General features: G+C 64.8%; 14 protein-coding genes. 9 read left to right on the plus strand and 5 right to left on the minus strand.

The annotated features are described in order from the left end of the window. Positions 1-81: 81 nt before the first annotated feature. Both BRSPCE3_RS12170 and BRSPCE3_RS12175 read right to left on the minus strand, forming a co-directional pair. On the minus strand, positions 82-1,356 hold the full coding sequence (locus tag BRSPCE3_RS12170; protein WP_244066048.1) for an NAD(P)/FAD-dependent oxidoreductase: 1,275 nt from the start codon (positions 1,354-1,356) through the stop codon (positions 82-84). A 115-nt stretch (positions 1,357-1,471) separates the two neighbouring features. After that, a complete protein-coding gene (locus tag BRSPCE3_RS12175; RefSeq protein WP_244066049.1) occupies positions 1,472-2,878 on the minus strand; it encodes a DHA2 family efflux MFS transporter permease subunit in 1,407 nt (468 codons plus the stop codon). Positions 2,879-3,071: 193 nt separating this feature from the next. On the opposite strand from BRSPCE3_RS12175, the gene BRSPCE3_RS12180 reads away from it, so the two are divergent. Continuing rightward, the gene (locus BRSPCE3_RS12180; protein WP_244066050.1) at positions 3,072-3,380 is read left to right on the plus strand and encodes a hypothetical protein; all 309 of its coding nucleotides are present in this window, start codon (positions 3,072-3,074) and stop codon (positions 3,378-3,380) included. A 20-nt stretch (positions 3,381-3,400) separates the two neighbouring features. Further along, positions 3,401-4,297, plus strand: a complete 897-nt coding sequence (locus tag BRSPCE3_RS12185; protein WP_244066051.1) for a sigma-70 family RNA polymerase sigma factor — start codon at positions 3,401-3,403, stop codon at positions 4,295-4,297. 184 nt (positions 4,298-4,481) lie between these two features. On the opposite strand, the gene BRSPCE3_RS12190 is transcribed toward BRSPCE3_RS12185, so the two are convergent. Then, positions 4,482-5,030, minus strand: coding sequence for a hypothetical protein (locus BRSPCE3_RS12190; protein WP_244066052.1), 549 nt, complete (start codon positions 5,028-5,030; stop codon positions 4,482-4,484). A 381-nt stretch (positions 5,031-5,411) separates the two neighbouring features. Between BRSPCE3_RS12190 and BRSPCE3_RS12195 the strand changes: the two genes are divergently transcribed. The 7 genes from BRSPCE3_RS12195 to BRSPCE3_RS12225 all read left to right on the plus strand — a co-directional run bounded on the left by BRSPCE3_RS12195 (position 5,412) and on the right by BRSPCE3_RS12225 (position 12,297). After that, positions 5,412-6,584 (plus strand): ABC transporter substrate-binding protein, encoded by a 1,173-nt coding sequence (locus tag BRSPCE3_RS12195; protein WP_244066053.1) that lies wholly within the window; start codon positions 5,412-5,414, stop codon positions 6,582-6,584. A 161-nt stretch (positions 6,585-6,745) separates the two neighbouring features. Next, entirely contained in the window at positions 6,746-7,663 is a 918-nt protein-coding gene (locus BRSPCE3_RS12200) for a branched-chain amino acid ABC transporter permease (RefSeq protein ID WP_244066054.1), read from the plus strand. Beyond that, complete coding sequence (locus BRSPCE3_RS12205; RefSeq protein WP_244066055.1) at positions 7,660-8,607, plus strand: branched-chain amino acid ABC transporter permease; 948 nt, start codon at positions 7,660-7,662, stop codon at positions 8,605-8,607. The genes BRSPCE3_RS12200 and BRSPCE3_RS12205 overlap by 4 nt, the downstream gene beginning before the upstream one ends. Then, positions 8,600-9,367, plus strand: a complete 768-nt coding sequence (locus BRSPCE3_RS12210; RefSeq protein WP_244066056.1) for an ABC transporter ATP-binding protein — start codon at positions 8,600-8,602, stop codon at positions 9,365-9,367. The genes BRSPCE3_RS12205 and BRSPCE3_RS12210 overlap by 8 nt, the downstream gene beginning before the upstream one ends. Next, positions 9,360-10,088 (plus strand): ABC transporter ATP-binding protein, encoded by a 729-nt coding sequence (locus tag BRSPCE3_RS12215; protein WP_244066057.1) that lies wholly within the window; start codon positions 9,360-9,362, stop codon positions 10,086-10,088. Before BRSPCE3_RS12210 ends, BRSPCE3_RS12215 begins: the two co-directional genes overlap by 8 nt. Positions 10,089-10,290: 202 nt before the next feature. Beyond that, on the plus strand, positions 10,291-10,836 hold the full coding sequence (locus BRSPCE3_RS12220; protein WP_244066058.1) for a hypothetical protein: 546 nt from the start codon (positions 10,291-10,293) through the stop codon (positions 10,834-10,836). Positions 10,837-10,938: 102 nt separating this feature from the next. After that, the gene (locus BRSPCE3_RS12225; RefSeq protein WP_244066059.1) at positions 10,939-12,297 is read left to right on the plus strand and encodes a hypothetical protein; all 1,359 of its coding nucleotides are present in this window, start codon (positions 10,939-10,941) and stop codon (positions 12,295-12,297) included. A gap of 24 nt (positions 12,298-12,321) precedes the next feature. Here the strand turns inward: BRSPCE3_RS12225 and BRSPCE3_RS12230 are convergent, their stop codons facing one another. Further along, complete coding sequence (locus BRSPCE3_RS12230) at positions 12,322-13,782, minus strand: glutamine synthetase family protein (protein ID WP_244066060.1); 1,461 nt, start codon at positions 13,780-13,782, stop codon at positions 12,322-12,324. 244 nt (positions 13,783-14,026) lie between these two features. Next, positions 14,027-15,385 (minus strand): aromatic ring-hydroxylating dioxygenase subunit alpha, encoded by a 1,359-nt coding sequence (locus BRSPCE3_RS12235; protein WP_244066061.1) that lies wholly within the window; start codon positions 15,383-15,385, stop codon positions 14,027-14,029. Between the last annotated feature and the right edge of the window lie 34 nt (positions 15,386-15,419).

Here is a 15,419-nt window from a genome sequence, read left to right on the forward strand (position 1 = left end):
CCGTCACCCTGGGGAGCGCGCTCTTGCGCGCGTCTCAGGATGACGGAGATAGAGTGAGCGCGCGCAACATTCCGAGCGACGCTACTGCGCGACCTTGCTGCTGCCTTGGGTGATCAGCCGCGCGGCGCGCTGGTCGCGGGTGTGGATCCAGAGCCAGTTCATCGCCACCGCGATCCGGTGGCGCACGCCGATCAGGAAGTAGATGTGGGCGAGGCCCCAGATCCACCATGCCAGTGAGCCGCGCAGCTTGAGCCAGCCGAAATCGATCACCGCCTTCTTCTTGCCGATCTGCGCGAGGCTGCCGGCATGCTTGTAGCGGAACGGCGGCAGCGTCTTGCCGTCGAGCCGCGCCTTGATCAGTGCGGCGACGTAGCGCCCCTCCTGCTTGGCGGCCGGCGCGATGCCGGGCACCGGATTGCCGTCCGGACCCTTGATGGTGACGGTGTCGCCGACCGCGAAGATGTCGGGATGGCCCGGCACGGTCAAATCGGGCTCGACCTGCAGCCGGTGGGCGCGGTCCGCCGGCGCGTTCAGCCATTCGGCGGCGCGCGAGGCGCGCACGCCGGCGGCCCAGACGATGGTGCGTGCCTCCAGCCGCTTGCCGCCGAACACCACGCCGTCGGCGGAGCACTCGGTGACCGGCTGGCCCAGCATCACCTCGACGCCGAGTTTTTCCAGCGACGCCTGCGCATAGGCCGAGAGATCGTCCGGGAAGCCGGCCAGCACGCGCGGCCCTGCTTCGATCAGCACCACGCGCGCCTTGCGCGTGTCGATATGACGGAAGTCCTGCGGCAGCGTGTCCTGGGCGAGGTCGGCGATGGTGCCGGCCATCTCGACCCCGGTCGGCCCGGCGCCGATCACGACAAAGGTGAGCAGCGCGGCGCGCATCTCCGCGTCGGTCTCGCGCTCGGCGCGCTCGAACGCGACCAGGATGCGCCGCCGCAGCGTGGTCGCGTCCTCCAGCGTCTTCAGGCCCGGGGCGAACGGCTCCCATTCGTCATGGCCGAAATAGGCGTGGCGCGCGCCGGTGGCGAGGATCAGCGTGTCGTAGGGAACGCTGCCGCCGTCGTCGAGCTGCACGGTCTTCGCCGCTGCGTCGACGCCGCAGACATTGGCGAACAGCGTCGTCACCTCGGGCCGGTCACGCAGCAGATAGCGGATCGGCCAGGCGATCTCGCTGGTTGCCAGCGACGCGGTCGCGACCTGGTAGAGCAGCGGCTGGAACAGATGATGGTTACGGCGGTCGATCAGCGTGATCTCGACCGGCACGCCGGCGAGGCCGAAGGCGGCTTCCAGCCCGCCGAAGCCGGCGCCGACGATCACCACGCGATGAGGTTTGGCCGGCGCTTGCGTCATCTGATGTCGCCCTCGGTTTCGAACGGCTTCGTCGTCCGATTATGTAATCATTCGCGGCCTCATTCCAACACGAAATGCCCGATCGCCCGATAGCGAAACCCGATCACTGCACGCGTCACGCATCCTGCGGCGCGGCCGCGGCGACGACGCGCCGCCGCACCGGCAGGAACAATCCCGCCACCGCGCCGGCGAATGACAGCGTTGCCGCAAGGCTCATCGCCGCAGCGAATCCATTCGCGAAATGTCCGGATGAATCGGCCGCGCCGTTGGCCGAGAAGCTCGCGACCAGTGCGGCGATGCCGAACATCCCGCCGAGGAAGCGGCCCATGTTGAAGATACCGGATGCCTTGCCCATCTCGCTGACCGCAACCGCACTCAGCACCGCGTTCTGCGCGGCCGGCATTGCCATCGAGACACCGACGCCGGCGAGCACCGCCGGTGCGACCAGCGCGGAATAGGGCACGATGGGGCTCGCGATCTCGCCGATCCAGCCGAGCCCGATCGCCTGCATCAGGAGGCCGGCGACGACAAGCGTGCGTTCGCCGAACCGGTCGACCACGGCGCCGGCGATCGGCGCCGTGACGAACAGCGTCGCGGTCCATGGCAGCAAACGCAAGCCAGCGCCGAAGGCGTCGAAGCCGAGCGCGATCTGCAGGAACTGCGGCAGCAGGAACAGCGTGCCGTACATCGCGGCGTAGAACAGCACGCTCGCGGCCATGCCGGATGCGAACGGTCGTGCCGCGAACAGCCGCATCGGCACCATCGGGCTCGTCGCGCGCAACTCCCACAGCACGAACGTCACGGCGAGTGCGACGCCCGCGATCAGCGCGCCGGCCACTTCCGCGCTGGCCCATCCGACCGCGTTGCCGCGCAGCAGGCCCCAGACCAGCGCCAGCGCCGCCAGTGCGACCAGCGTCAATCCGGCGACGTCGAGCGGCGCCGTCGGCCCGAAACTTTCGCGCAGGCGCGCCATCACGAGCGCAATCGCGACGAGGCCGATCGGCAGGTTGATCCAGAAGATCCAGCGCCAGCCGAGATGCTCGGTGATGAAGCCGCCGATCGCGGGGCCGATGATCAGCGCGCATCCGGTGATGCCGCTGAAAATGCCGAGGGCGCGGGCGCGCTCCTCGCGGCCGAATGCGCCGCTCAGGATCGCCATCGCCAGCGGCATCACCAACGCCGCGCCGGCGCCCTGCAGAGCCCGCGCCGCGATCAATGCCGCGGCGTTGCCGGCCAGCGCGCAGGCAACTGAGGCCAGGACGAACAGGCCGATCCCGGCCGCGAACATCCGCCGCCGCCCGAAACGGTCGCCGAGCGCCGCGCCGGTCAACAGCAGCACCGCGAAGGTCAAATTGAAGGCGTTGACGGTCCATTGCAGCGTCTCCACGGCGCTGCCGAAATCGGCGCGGATGGTGGCAAAGGCGGTGGTCATGATCATGGCGTCCAGCGCCATCATGAAGGATGCCAGTGCGGTGAGGCCGAGCACCCAGCGCTGTTCGGTGCGCTGTTCAGGGGTCTGCATGGTGGTTCTCCGTTGGCCCGCCGCGGGCTTGCGGCGCGCTTCGCAGGCCAGGACGAACCGGAGCGGGCAAAGGATGCGGCCAGGAATTATTTTTGAATTATTTTTGCCGGACCGCATCCTTTGGCCGGCCGCAAACGTCCTTGGGTCTGACGCGGCCGGTTCAGGCCGAAAAACCGAGGCGAAGGAGGTTGCAATGAGACGGACCCTGATCAGGTACAAGACGAAGCCGGAGATGGCGGATAAGAACGCGGCGCTGGTTGCGGCTGTGTTCGCCGAGCTGAAGGCGGCCAGCCCGGACGGCGTGCGCTACATGACCCTGCGGCTGGAGGACGACACCTTCATCCATATGGTCGAGACGGCGGCCGAGGATGGCTCCAGCCCGATCCCGAAGCTGGCGGCGTTCCAGGCCTTCCAGGACGGCATCCGCGACCGCTGTGCCGAGCCGCCGGTGATTCGCAGTACGGTGATTGTCGGTAATTATCGTATGCTGGATGAGCGGTGAACCGATCTGGCGGAGCCATCATGACCTCACCACCCCAGGCGCCGGCCGCGACCGAGGTCGACGCGTTGTTGGCGGCGATGCGGCCGAGGCTGCATCGCTACTGCGCCCGCATGGTCGGATCGGTCATCGACGGCGAGGATGTGCTGCAGGACGCGCTGATCAAGGCGATGGAAGCCTTCGCGGCTGCAAGCCCGATCCAGAACCCGCAAGCCTGGCTGTTCCGGATCGCGCACAACACCGCGCTCGATTTCCTCAGGCGGCGCAACCGCCAGGACGCGCTCCACTCTTCGGAGGAGGTGGACATGATGGCCGCAGAGCTCGATGATTTCGGCCGCCGCGAGATCGCCGCGAGCAGCCTGCGCACCTTCATGCGGTTGCCGGTGGCGCAGCGCTCCAGCGTGATCCTGATGGACGTGCTCGGCTGCTCGCTGCAGGAGGTCTGCGGCATCATGGATTTCAGCCTGCCCGCGGTGAAGGCCGCGCTGCACCGCGGACGCACACAGCTGCGCGCGTTCGCCCGCGAACCGGACGATGCGCCGCGCCCCGGCCTGTCGCCGGCCGATCGTGTCAGGCTGAACGCCTATGTCGGCCGCTTCAACGCCCGCGACTTCGACGCCATCCGCGCCATGATCGCCGACGACATCAGGCTCGAGCTGGTCAACCGGACGCGGCTGAGCGGCAAGGCCGAGGTGTCACGCTATTTCGGCAATTACGCCAAGATCGACGACTGGCATCTGGTGACCGGCCAGGTCGAGGGACGTCCGGCGATCCTGGTGTTCGACCCGAGCGCTCTGGACGCGCCGCCGCGATCGTTCATGCTGCTCGACTGGTCGGCCGACAAGGTTGCGACGATCAGGGATTTCCGCCACGCGACCTACGCGATTGATGGGGCTGAATGGGTGGTGGATCAGGGGTAGTGATCGCTCCTGAGCCTATGGCTCAGTGACCGCGCCACAAACTCCCTGTCGTCCCGGACAAGCGAAGCGCGGTCCGGGACCCATAACCACGAATGGCGATTGTCTTGTCTCGCTGGGGCCACAGCCCTCTTCGACAACACAACCCTGTGGTTATGGGTCCCTGCTTTCGCAGGGACGACAGCCGCTACCGCGTCTTTCCGCCGAACTCGCCGTTGGCGATGCGGGCGACACGGCTGCCGGCTGCAGCCGGTGCACTGTCGCGCTGAAACGTGCCGTCGCTGCTGCTCTCGCGCGGCAGTGGCGCCGCGTCATGAGAATGGCCGCTGCCCGGCCAGAACATCAGGACCAGGTTCATCACGCCATTGACGGTAGCGCCGACCACCGTTGTGGTGTGCTGATAAGTCAGCGCATATTCGGGAAATCGTCCGGCGACGGCCCTGTCGAGCACCATGAGGGCGATCCAGGCCGCCATTACGCAGACCGGATCCCATCCGATGTCGCGCACCCGCATCGACTGCAGCATGAAGCAGACGACGAGCATGCCATAGAAGGCAAAGATCAAGGCGCGACTGCTCGCCGCCTGCGCCAGCAACACGTCCGACCTGCCGCTCGCCGGTGCGTTGCCCGTGATACCGTAGACCAGCATCAGGAAGCCGATGCCCGCTACGAAGCCGCAGAAGAAGAAAGCCAGCCGGCCCATCCGGGCGTTGAAGCCGAAGATGTAATTCAGCATGTGACGCATCCCTTTGGCTCGGACCATCACCGGCTGATGCTTTCCGGACCATAAAGCCGCGGCCGCTCTCAAGGCATGTGGTTTCCGGGCGCTTTACCGAATGCCTAAAGCCTGCTGCACTGCGTCCCGGGACAGGCGGCACCTGCGACAATCGTTGCCTACGCAACCGGCATTATATTTCTTGCCATGGTCGAATTGGACGAATTATGATGCAAGGTGCTGGGGTATGCGCCGAAGGTTCTAAGCGGGGCCGTCGGTTCATGCTTGCTGCAGACTTGCGATATCGCGCACAAAACACGTCACAGAACGACGCGCGGAAAGCGTGACCTCCGGCCCCATGATCGGGCCTGGCGGGATCTTTGGTTGAGGAGGGGAGTGAATATGAAAAAGGCATTTTGGCTGGCAGGCGCCATGGCTTTGGCGCTGGCGCAGCCCGCGACGGCGGCTGACAGCATCAAGATCGGCTTCGTCTCGACCTTCAGCGGTCCGACCGCCGTGATCGGCAACGACATGCGCAATTCCTTCGAGCTCGCGCTCGACCATCTCGGCCGCAAGATCGACGGCAAGCCGGTCGAGGTGATCTACGAGGACGACCAGCAGAAGCCCGATGTCGGCAAGCAGAAGACCGAGAAGCTGGTGCAGTCCGACAAGGTCGACTTCATCGTCGGCTACATCTGGTCGAACGTGCTGCTGGCGTCGCTGAAGACCGCAGTCGATTCCAAGACCTTCCTGATCTCGGCCAATGCCGGTCCGTCGCAGCTCGCCGGCGACCTGTGCTCGCCATACGTGTTCTCGACCTCCTGGCAGAACGACCAGACGCCCGCTGCGATGGGCCTCTACATGAACCAGAAGGGCGTCAAGTCGGTGTTCCTGATCGGCCCGAACTACGCCGCCGGCAAGGACATGCTGGCCGGCGTGAAGAGCACCTTCAAGGGCGAGGTGGTCGGCGAGGAATACACGGTGTGGCCGAGCCAGCTCGACTTCTCCGCCGAATTGACCAAGGCGCGCAACTCCAAGGCCGAGTCGATCTTCGTGTTCTATCCGGGTGCGGCCGGCGTCCAGTTCCTGAACCAGTACGCCCAGGCCGGCATCAAGGCGCAGATCCCGCTCTACACCGCCTTCACCATCGACGAATTGTCGCTGCCGCTGCAGAAGGACAACGCGATCGGCATTCCCGGTGCGCAGGAATGGGTCAACGACCTGCCGAACGCCGAGAACAAGAAGTTCGTCGAGGACTATCGCAAGAAGTATCCCGGCCTGCGCCCGACCTATTACGGCGCCCAGGCCTATGACGCCGCCCAGCTGATCAACAGCGCCGTCGTCGCGGTCAAGGGCGACGTCACCAAGAAGGACGCCATGAAGGCGGAGATGGAGAAGGCCAACTTCAAGTCGCTGCGGGGCCCGTTCAAATACGGCAACAACCACATCCCGATCCAGAACTTCTACCTGCAGGACGTGGTCAAGGACGCCGACGGCCAGCTCTCGCTGAAGACGGTCGCGACCATCGTCAAGGACGACCAGGACAAATTCCACGACAAGTGCTCGATGAAATAATCCTCGGGCGCTCCTGGGGCGATCCTGGGGCGATCTTGGCCCGGGCCTTGCTTTTCGTTGACCTCGCCCCGCTCTTGCGGGGCGAGGGAGAACACGCAGCGAGCAATGCGGCGGTGACCATGCACTGCCGCTGTTTTTTTAAGGGATGACGTAGCCTCACAATGTATCTCGTCGTCGAACAACTGCTGAACGGACTGCAATTCGGCCTGCTGCTGTTCCTGCTGGCGGCCGGACTGACGCTGGTGTTCGGCATCATGGACTTCGTCAATCTGGCGCACGGCTCGCTCTACATGATGGGCGCCTATTTCGCGGCGACCTTCGTGGCCTGGACCGGCAGCTTCGTGCTCGGCGCGCTGATGGCGCTGGGCGCCACGCTGCTGCTCGGCATCGTGCTCGAATATGTCGCGCTCCGGCACCTCTACGGCCGCGACCATCTCGACCAGGTGCTGGCGACGTTCGGCCTGATCCTGTTCTTCAACGATGCCGTCCGGCTGATCTGGGGCCCGGCCGGCCTCGCGTTGCCGCTGCCGGCCTGGCTCACCGTGCCGGTGCAGATCATCCCCGGCGTGTATTACCCGGCCTACCGTCTGATGATCATCGCGGTCGCGCTGGCGGTTGCCGCGATGCTTTATCTGGTCGTGATGCGCACCCGCGTCGGCATGCTGATCCGCGCCGGCGCCTCCAATCGCGAGATGATCGGGGCGCTCGGCATCAACATCAAGCTGCTGTTCACCCTGGTGTTCGGCCTCGGCGCCGCGCTCGCCGGCCTCGCCGGGTTGATGCAGGCGCCGATCCTCACCGTGCAGATCGGCATGGGCGAGAATATCCTGATCCTCGCCTTCGTCATCATCGTGATCGGTGGCATCGGCTCGATCCGCGGCGCGTTCATGGCCGCGATCTTCGTCGGCATCATCGACACGATGGGCCGGGCATTCCTGCCAGACCTGCTGCGCAAGGTGCTGAGCGGGGCTGCGGCCTCGACCGCGGCGCCGGCGCTGTCCTCGATGCTGATCTACCTCCTGATGGCGATCATCCTTGTGCTGCGGCCCGAGGGGCTGTTCCCGGCGGCCAAACGATGATGCCCAAGCTCAACGCCTCCAACGCGGTCGCGGCGCTGATGTGCGCCGCGCTGATCCTGCTGCCGGTCTATTCGGCGGCTACCGGCAACATCTTCATCCTGACGCTGTTCACCCGCATCACGATCTATGCGCTCGCCGCCGCCAGCCTCAATTTGATCATGGGCTATGGCGGCATGATGAGCTTCGGCCATGCCGCCTATCTCGGCATCGGCGGCTATGCCGTCGGCATCTTGGCTGCCGAGGGCATCGGCTCCGGCTTCATCCAGTGGCCGGTGGCGCTCGCGGTCTCTGCGCTGTTTGCGCTGCTGATCGGCTCGCTCAGCCTGCGTACCCGCGGCGTCTATTTCATCATGATCACGCTGGCCTTTGCACAGATGGCCTATTACGTCGCCTCCGCGCTGTCGCGCTACGGCGGCGACGACGGATTGACCGTCTACAAGCGCAGCGATTTCGCCGGCCTTATCAATCTGTCGGACCGTACGCAGTTCTATTATCTCTGCCTCGCCTGCCTGTTCGGCGGCCTCTATCTGATCTGGCGCATCGTCAATTCGCGCTTCGGCCTCGTGGTGCAGGGCGTCCGTTCCAACGAGCAGCGCATGCAGGCGATCGGCTTCCACGCCAACCGCTACCGCCTGGTCTGTTTCGTCATCGCAGGCACGATCTGTGGCCTGGCCGGCGCGCTGCTTGCCAACAACACCGATTTCGTCAGCCCCGCCGTGATGTACTGGACCCGCTCCGGCGACCTGATGGTGATGGTGATCCTCGGCGGCATGGGCTCGCTGTTCGGCCCCGTCGTCGGCGCGATCGTCTATCTCTTGCTCGAGGAGCTGCTGTCGCAGTTCACCGAATATTCGGGACTGATCCTCGGCCCGGTGCTGCTGCTGATCGTGCTGTTCGCGCGCGGCGGCATCATGGGCCTGCTCGGGAGGATGCGCCGTGGCTGAAGCATTGCTCCGCGTCGACAATCTGGTCCGCCGCTATGGCGGCATCACCGCGACCGACAACCTCTCGATGGAGGTGGTAGCGGGCGAGCTGCACGCCATCATCGGCCCGAACGGCGCCGGCAAGACCACGCTGATCAGCCAGCTCACCGGCCAGGTGATGCCGAATTCCGGCACCATCCGGTTTGCCGGCCGCGACGTGACCGGCCTGCCGTCCTACAAGCGCTCCAGGCTCGGGCTGGCGCGCTCGTTCCAGATCACCTCGCTGTTGAAGGATTTTTCCGCGATCGACAACGTCGCGCTGGCAGCGCAGGCGCATGATGGCCACTCCTTCCGCTTCTGGGGCAATGCGCGCAAGGAGCGGCAGCTGCGCGCCACCGCCCGCGCGGCGCTGGAGCGCGTCGGGCTCGGAAAGCGCGCCGATATCGTGGTCTCGCAGTTGAGCCATGGCGAGCAGCGCGAGCTCGAGCTCGCGGTCGCGCTCGCCACCAAGCCGCAGCTTCTGTTGCTGGACGAGCCGATGGCCGGCCTCGGCGTCACCGAGTCGGCACGGATGGTCGCGCTGCTGAAAGAGCTGCGCAAGGAAGTCACCATCGTGCTGGTCGAGCACGACATGGAGGCGGTGTTCGCGCTGGCCGACCGCATCACGGTGCTGGTCTACGGCCGCGTCATCGCCTGCGATGTGCCGGACGCGATCCGCAAGGACGAAGAGGTCAAGCGCGCCTATCTCGGCGAACAGCATGCGGTGACGCGCCATGGCTGATACCAAGACCGCGGATACCCTGCTCGAAGTCGATGCGATCGAGACCTGCTACGGGTTGAGCCAGGTGCTGTTCGGCCTGTCGCTACAGATCAAGTCGGGCGAGATGGTCGCGCTGATGGGCCGCAACGGCATGGGCAAGACCACGACGATCCGCTCGATCATGGGGCTGACGCCGGCGCGATCAGGTGCGATCCGTTTCGCCGGCGAGGCAGTGCGTGGCCTGCCATCCTACAAGATCGCCAAGCTCGGCGTTGGCCTGGTGCCGGAGGGCCGCCAGATCTTTCCGAACCTGACGGTGCGCGAAAACCTCGTCGCCGCCTCAGGCAATCGGCTCAATGCCGCCGATCCCTGGACGATCGACAAGATCCACGCGCTGTTCCCGCGGCTCGCGGAGCGCACCGGCAATATGGGCGTCACGCTGTCCGGCGGCGAGCAGCAGATGCTGGCGATCGGCCGCGCGCTGATGACCAACCCGAAACTCCTGATCCTCGACGAGGCCACTGAAGGCCTTGCACCGATGATCCGCGACGAGATCTGGAGCTGCCTGTCGATGCTGAAGGGCCGCGGACAGTCGGTGCTGGTGATCGACAAGAACGTCGGCAACCTCGCCCGCATCGCCGACCGCCACTACATCATCGAGCGCGGCAAGACGGTGTGGAGCGGCACCAGCGAGCAATTGATCGCGGAGCCGGATTTGCAGCACAAGTATCTGGGGATTTGACGCGGCGCATCGGCCGCGTCTTGGCTGTCAGAGAGACGAGCAGGCTCACTTCGGGTAGCGAACCAGTCATATTGACTGTAGAGTAGCTAAATCAGGGGTAGTGAGCGATTGGACGCTCGCGCCGGTTGACCAGCGACGCAGCCGTGCCATGAATTCTGCATCAAGATCAGACTCACGTGTATTGTTCTGGAGATGGACGCTGTTGCTGTTCGTTGTCCTCACGTTCTTTCCAGAGATCATCGTCCTCGCAACCTCGGTTGTCGCGAAGCTGAAGGGCTGCCAGCCAAGCAGCAACGTGACCTGCGAGATCGGGCCGAGTTCGGCGGGCGAGATCATCCGGAGTGCGCTGGAAGCCGGGTCTTTTGTGGGCCTCCGATTCAGCGACGGCCTGGCGGCGATATGGCTGACGCTGGGTTGCTTCCTGATCTGGAAAGGCTGGCAGCGCCTATCGAGCCGATTGTTGCTTGGGCTTGCTGTCAGCCTGGTCTGCGCTTTCGTTCCCTATTTTGGGCCGATGCTATCGATCGGATCCCTGGTCAATCCGAACTGCAATCCCAATGAGGGTGGCATCGGTCCCTGCATGATCTATGGCGGAAATATCGGCTTCGTCGCCCATGATACCGTACGGCTGGCGTGGCGGATTGCCGACGGTGCACCGATAGCTCTGGGCATTTTCGGCATCTTTGCAATCGTCGCCATTGGCGCTCAAATCGTAGCAAGGCGAGCGACATCCCCTACGGCCGAATAGGGCTGTTCCTGCTTGGTTCACGAAAACGTATTGTCAACCACTGGTTGCTGTGCTTTGATGCACGCATAGATTGACGATTTATTTTTTTCGGAGGCAACCTCCATGCGAACCAACCCAGCTTGGTCGATACTGAAGCTCGTCGCAATCGCGATGCCGCTGATCGTGGCGAATGCTGGTCCGGCGCTAGCCCAGACAGACGGTCGCTATATTCAGGCTTCGTTTGTCTACAACTACGCGAGATATTACGCTCCTTACGCCATCCAGGCGTCTGCGGCCTACCTGCCCGTCGACGAGTTCAACGCCAGGCGTGCGACGCTGGATGCGGATGGCAACGGCACCGATGTGAACTATGCCGTTCAGATGGTATTTCCGGATGAAAAGGTGAGGCCGCGGGCGCGGGAGGCATTCAAGCGTTGGCGATACCAGTTCGGAAGTGACGCCTACCTCACCTGCATCGATCCGTCCGACACCGAGTGCCTTACCGCCTACAACAACAGAGGCTGGAGTTTCAGTGGCGGCCCGGCCTTTCAGGTCTGGGCTCGCACTCGCTCGGCCAAAGCCGACCGGGGTGCTTGCAGCGAGGTGAGTATTGCATTTCGCGGAACGGTGGCCTCATCCCTTGGAGACTGGGTCTCCAATGCAGACCGGTTCGGCTCCCCCTATGATGATTACTATCATCAGCTGCGCCGCAACGTCGACGGCATCATCAAGTCGATACAGAATCTCGATTGCTACAAGCAAGCTGCCGTCAAGCCGCAGATCGTTTCGACGGGCCACTCGCTTGGTGGAGGCCTGGCACAGCTCGCCGCTCTCGCGAGCAAGTCGAAAGGGCCACGAATAGCGAAGGTATTCGCATTCGATCCTTCGCCGGTCACCGGAGCGCATCTGGTCAGTCAATCATTGCGCGACGCGAATGCGGCCGGCTTGACGATTGACCGGGTCTACCAGGAGGGGGAAGTCCTGTCCTACGTACGCAGTGCGGCCCAACAATATCCGTCGACAAAATCGACGTGCGATCCGTATGTCCGAACGGTCAAGGTCGACGCATTGCCGCCCGGTAGTCCCATTCAGCTTCATGGAATGGCCGGCCTGTCCACGCAGCTGGTGCAATTGTCTTACAACGGCGACACGCAGCTTGCCTATCAAGCGCCGCCAGGAGGCTGCAAGGGCATCAGATATCGCGCTCCGGTCACGGACCAGGACGAAGTGCTGGTCTCCAGCAACTCGCAGCGCCAGACACTGTTGGCCTCTGTCCGGAAGCGGCAGCGCGGTGGAAGCCAGCTTGCCGGATCAGGCGCGCTCGGAGGACCGAATAACAATTCAACCGCCGAGTTTGCGATCCAGGGAACCGCTGTCGCGTCCGGCAAGCGGACACGGGCGCTTCAGCGTCTTCATTCTCGCGAGGTCTTCGCCCAGATCGGCGGCGTGCCCGCCTTTGAACCTCTACCTCGAGCGCAATAGGGATCGTCGTTTGAGTTCGACTGGTCAAAACATCTCGAAATATTCGCGCTGCTCCCAGTCCGACACCTCGGCCTGGAAGCGCTCGATCTCGGCGTTCTTGATGAAGACGTAGTAGTCGACGAACTCAGGCCCCAGCGCCTGGCGGAAGAACGGATCGTCGTTGAGCGCGAACACCGCTTCGCGTAGCGACTTCGGCAACAGCGCGGCCTTGGTCTCGTAGGGCGTGTCGGCGGACGGGCCGGGATCGAGCTTGCGGTCGACGCCGTCGAGACCGGAGAGGATCTGGCTCGCCATGTAGAGATAGGGATTGGCGGCCGGCTCGCCGATCCGGTTCTCCAATCGCGTCGCCGGATCGCCGGCCGCCCCGAGCACGCGGATCATCACGCCGCGGTTGTCGCGGCCCCAGATCGCGCGATCCGGCGCCAGCGAATAGGAGCGGTAGCGCTTGTAGCCGTTGATGGTCGGCGTCGTGAACACGGTCGAGGCCCGTGCGTGCTCGATCAGGCCGGCCAGCCAGGCGCGGCCGAGCGCGCTGAGCGGCTCGCCGGTTTCCTTCTCGTTTTCCTTCTCGTTTTCCTTGGCCATGAAGACGTTGTCGCCGCCCGCGCGCGACACCACCGACTGGTGCAGGTGCCAGCCCGACGCGAACACGTTCGGCAGTTTCGGCCGGCACATGAAGGTCGCGTGATAGCCATGGCGGCGCGCGATCTGCTTCACCGCGGAGCGAAACAGCACCATGGTGTCGGCCGGCGCGAGGCCGGTGGTCGGCGCGAAGGTGAATTCGCACTGGCTCGGGCCGAACTCGACCTCGACCGAGCGCAACGGCAGGTCGAGCGCGATGATGTCGCGGCGGATGATCTCGAGCGCCGGCTCCATCAGATCGTAGCGCTGCTCGGTCAGATACTGATAGCCGTGCGACAGCAGGCTGACCGACGGCGGCCGCCCGGGCTGGCCGGCATCCTCCGGCGCCATATGGGCGTCGTCGAGCTTGAACAGATGGAATTCGACCTCGAGGCCGGCGACGAAATCGTAGCCGCGGCCTGCGAGCTGATCGAGCACCTTGCGATAGAGGTTGCGGGTCGCGAACGGCACCGGCCGGCCGTCGCTGAAATAGAGGTCGCACAGCAGCCAGCCGGTGTTCTCCGCCCAGGGCAGCACGCGGAACGTGGTGGGGTCGGCGACCATCAGCACGTCGGCCGCGCCCTCCATCTCCTTCATGCCGAAGCCGCCGCCCGCGGTGAACACCGGAAACACCGTCTTGTGCGAGGTGTCCTTGGCGAGCATCGTCGTGGTGATCGAGCAGCCGCCCTCCAGCGAGCGCACCGCCTCGCTGGCGATCAAGGTCTTGCCGCGCAGGATGCCATGCTGGTCGGGGAATGAGAGGCGGATGACCTCGAGGTTCTTCTCCTCGACGATGCGGCGGAGGCGAGTTGCAGCCTCCTTCTGCTCATCCGACCACAGGCCGTGACGCTCGACGAAGCTCACCGCGTCGCTCCTTCGCTTTTCCCTCGCCCCGCTCTTCGCGGGGAGAGGGTCGGGGTGAGGGGCTCTCTCCGACACCTCGATTGATCGATAGACCTGTACCCCCTCACCCGGATTGCATCTGGCGATGCAACATAGCCGAAGCTTTGCTTCGGCGTTCTTGAGGACCGCCGCCATAGGCGGCCTATGCCTCTCCGCGCAGGCGGGGCGAGGTGAGGGATGCTGTGCTGCGCGACCGAGGTCATCGTCACTCCGCCGCCGTCAGACGATGCACGTTATCGGCGATCTCGCGCGGCACCGGGGCGGCCCACGGCGCGCCGCGGCGGCGCTTGACGTCGACCTCCATCCAGTAGAGCTCCCAGCCCAGCGTCGGCCCGATGCCGTCCATTGTCGCCGGGCCCTGGATGCTGCGCGCGGAGGCCTCGTCGAGGAACAGCATCGGCTTTTCGCCGCCGCCGACCTTCTCGATCTCCTGCCGCAGCAGCCGGCGATACTGCACGATCGCCTTGTCGCTCTGGCCGAGATGCTCGTTGGTGCGATCCTGGATCGCGCCCATCGATTCCACCGCCCACTGGTCGTGGACATTGATGTCGGTGCCCATGCCGGTATAGGTCTCGGTCGCCTGCTCGTGCGGATCGAAGCCGTAATCGTTGCTGCGGTTCTTGCGCGATTTGTAATCCGGCAGCGTGTAGAGCTCGAGCCGCTGGTCGCGCATCTTCTGCTTGTCGACTGGCGCCGCGTAGCTGGTGAAGATCGCGTACCAGTAGCAGTTCTCGTCATCGACCGGCACGTGCCACTGCGTGATCGTCATCTCGGTCGACATCGGAATTACGAAGCCGTGCGGGAACAGCTGGTTGGTGACGCGGACATGGGTGCGCTCGTCGTCGAGCTGGCGCAGCGCGATCAGCCGCAGGCCGTATTCGGTGTGCTCGACATTGATGATCGGGCGATCATATTCGCGCAGGATCTTGGTCATCGGCATGTCAGAGCCGGCGGAGGCGCCGCGGAATTGCTTGCCGTAGGCCGCCGAGGTGTCCTCGTCCTCGAAGAAGCGATGCAGGAAGGAGGCGTGCGCCGGATCGATGCCGACCTCGAGCGCCTGCAGCCAGTTGCAGTTCATGTGGCCCTTGAACGCGAACGTATGGCTGCCGGGCGCGACGAAGCAGTCGAGCTCCGGAAACGCGGGCGGGGCGCCTTCGCCGAGATAAGCCCACAGGATGCCGCTCTTCTCGACCACCGGATAGGAGCGCTGCCTGATGCCCTTGCAGAGCTGCGAGCCGGCAGGCTCGGCCGGGGTCTCGATGCACTGGCCTGATGTGTCGAACAGCCAGCCGTGGAAGGCGCAGCGCAGCCCGCCATTCTCGAGCCGGCCGAAGGCGAGGTCGGCGCCGCGATGCGCGCAGTGGCGATCGATCAGGCCGTAGCTGCCGTCCTCGCCGCGGAACAGCACCAGGTTCTCGCCGAGCAACCGTACCGGCCGGATCGGGCGCGGACCGTCCAACTCGTCGACCAGCGCCGCCGGCTGCCAGTACATCCGCATCAGCTTTCCGCAGGGGTCCTTGCGCCCGGTGCGGGTGATCAGATCGTTCGCTTCCTGGCTCATCATGGCGGCGTCTCCCGGATTTGGATTTGTTCGCCTA

Source organism: Bradyrhizobium sp. Ce-3 (assembly GCF_022835695.1).
Classification (GTDB): Bacteria; Pseudomonadota; Alphaproteobacteria; order Rhizobiales; family Xanthobacteraceae; genus Bradyrhizobium.

Bases quoted from the DNA above. Each gene is read 5' to 3' on its own strand.
- BRSPCE3_RS12185 (WP_244066051.1), top strand. From the start codon at position 3,401: ATGACCTCACCACCCCAGGCGCCGGCCGCGACCGAGGTCGACGCGTTG.
- BRSPCE3_RS12180 (WP_244066050.1), top strand. From the start codon at position 3,072: ATGAGACGGACCCTGATCAGGTACAAGACGAAGCCGGAGATGGCGGAT.
- BRSPCE3_RS12170 (WP_244066048.1), bottom strand. From the start codon at position 1,356: ATGACGCAAGCGCCGGCCAAACCTCATCGCGTGGTGATCGTCGGCGCC.
- BRSPCE3_RS12235 (WP_244066061.1), bottom strand. From the start codon at position 15,385: ATGATGAGCCAGGAAGCGAACGATCTGATCACCCGCACCGGGCGCAAG.
- BRSPCE3_RS12200 (WP_244066054.1), top strand. From the start codon at position 6,746: ATGTATCTCGTCGTCGAACAACTGCTGAACGGACTGCAATTCGGCCTG.
- BRSPCE3_RS12225 (WP_244066059.1), top strand. From the start codon at position 10,939: ATGCGAACCAACCCAGCTTGGTCGATACTGAAGCTCGTCGCAATCGCG.
- BRSPCE3_RS12190 (WP_244066052.1), bottom strand. From the start codon at position 5,030: ATGCTGAATTACATCTTCGGCTTCAACGCCCGGATGGGCCGGCTGGCT.
- BRSPCE3_RS12205 (WP_244066055.1), top strand. From the start codon at position 7,660: ATGATGCCCAAGCTCAACGCCTCCAACGCGGTCGCGGCGCTGATGTGC.
- BRSPCE3_RS12195 (WP_244066053.1), top strand. From the start codon at position 5,412: ATGAAAAAGGCATTTTGGCTGGCAGGCGCCATGGCTTTGGCGCTGGCG.
- BRSPCE3_RS12215 (WP_244066057.1), top strand. From the start codon at position 9,360: ATGGCTGATACCAAGACCGCGGATACCCTGCTCGAAGTCGATGCGATC.
- BRSPCE3_RS12175 (WP_244066049.1), bottom strand. From the start codon at position 2,878: ATGCAGACCCCTGAACAGCGCACCGAACAGCGCTGGGTGCTCGGCCTC.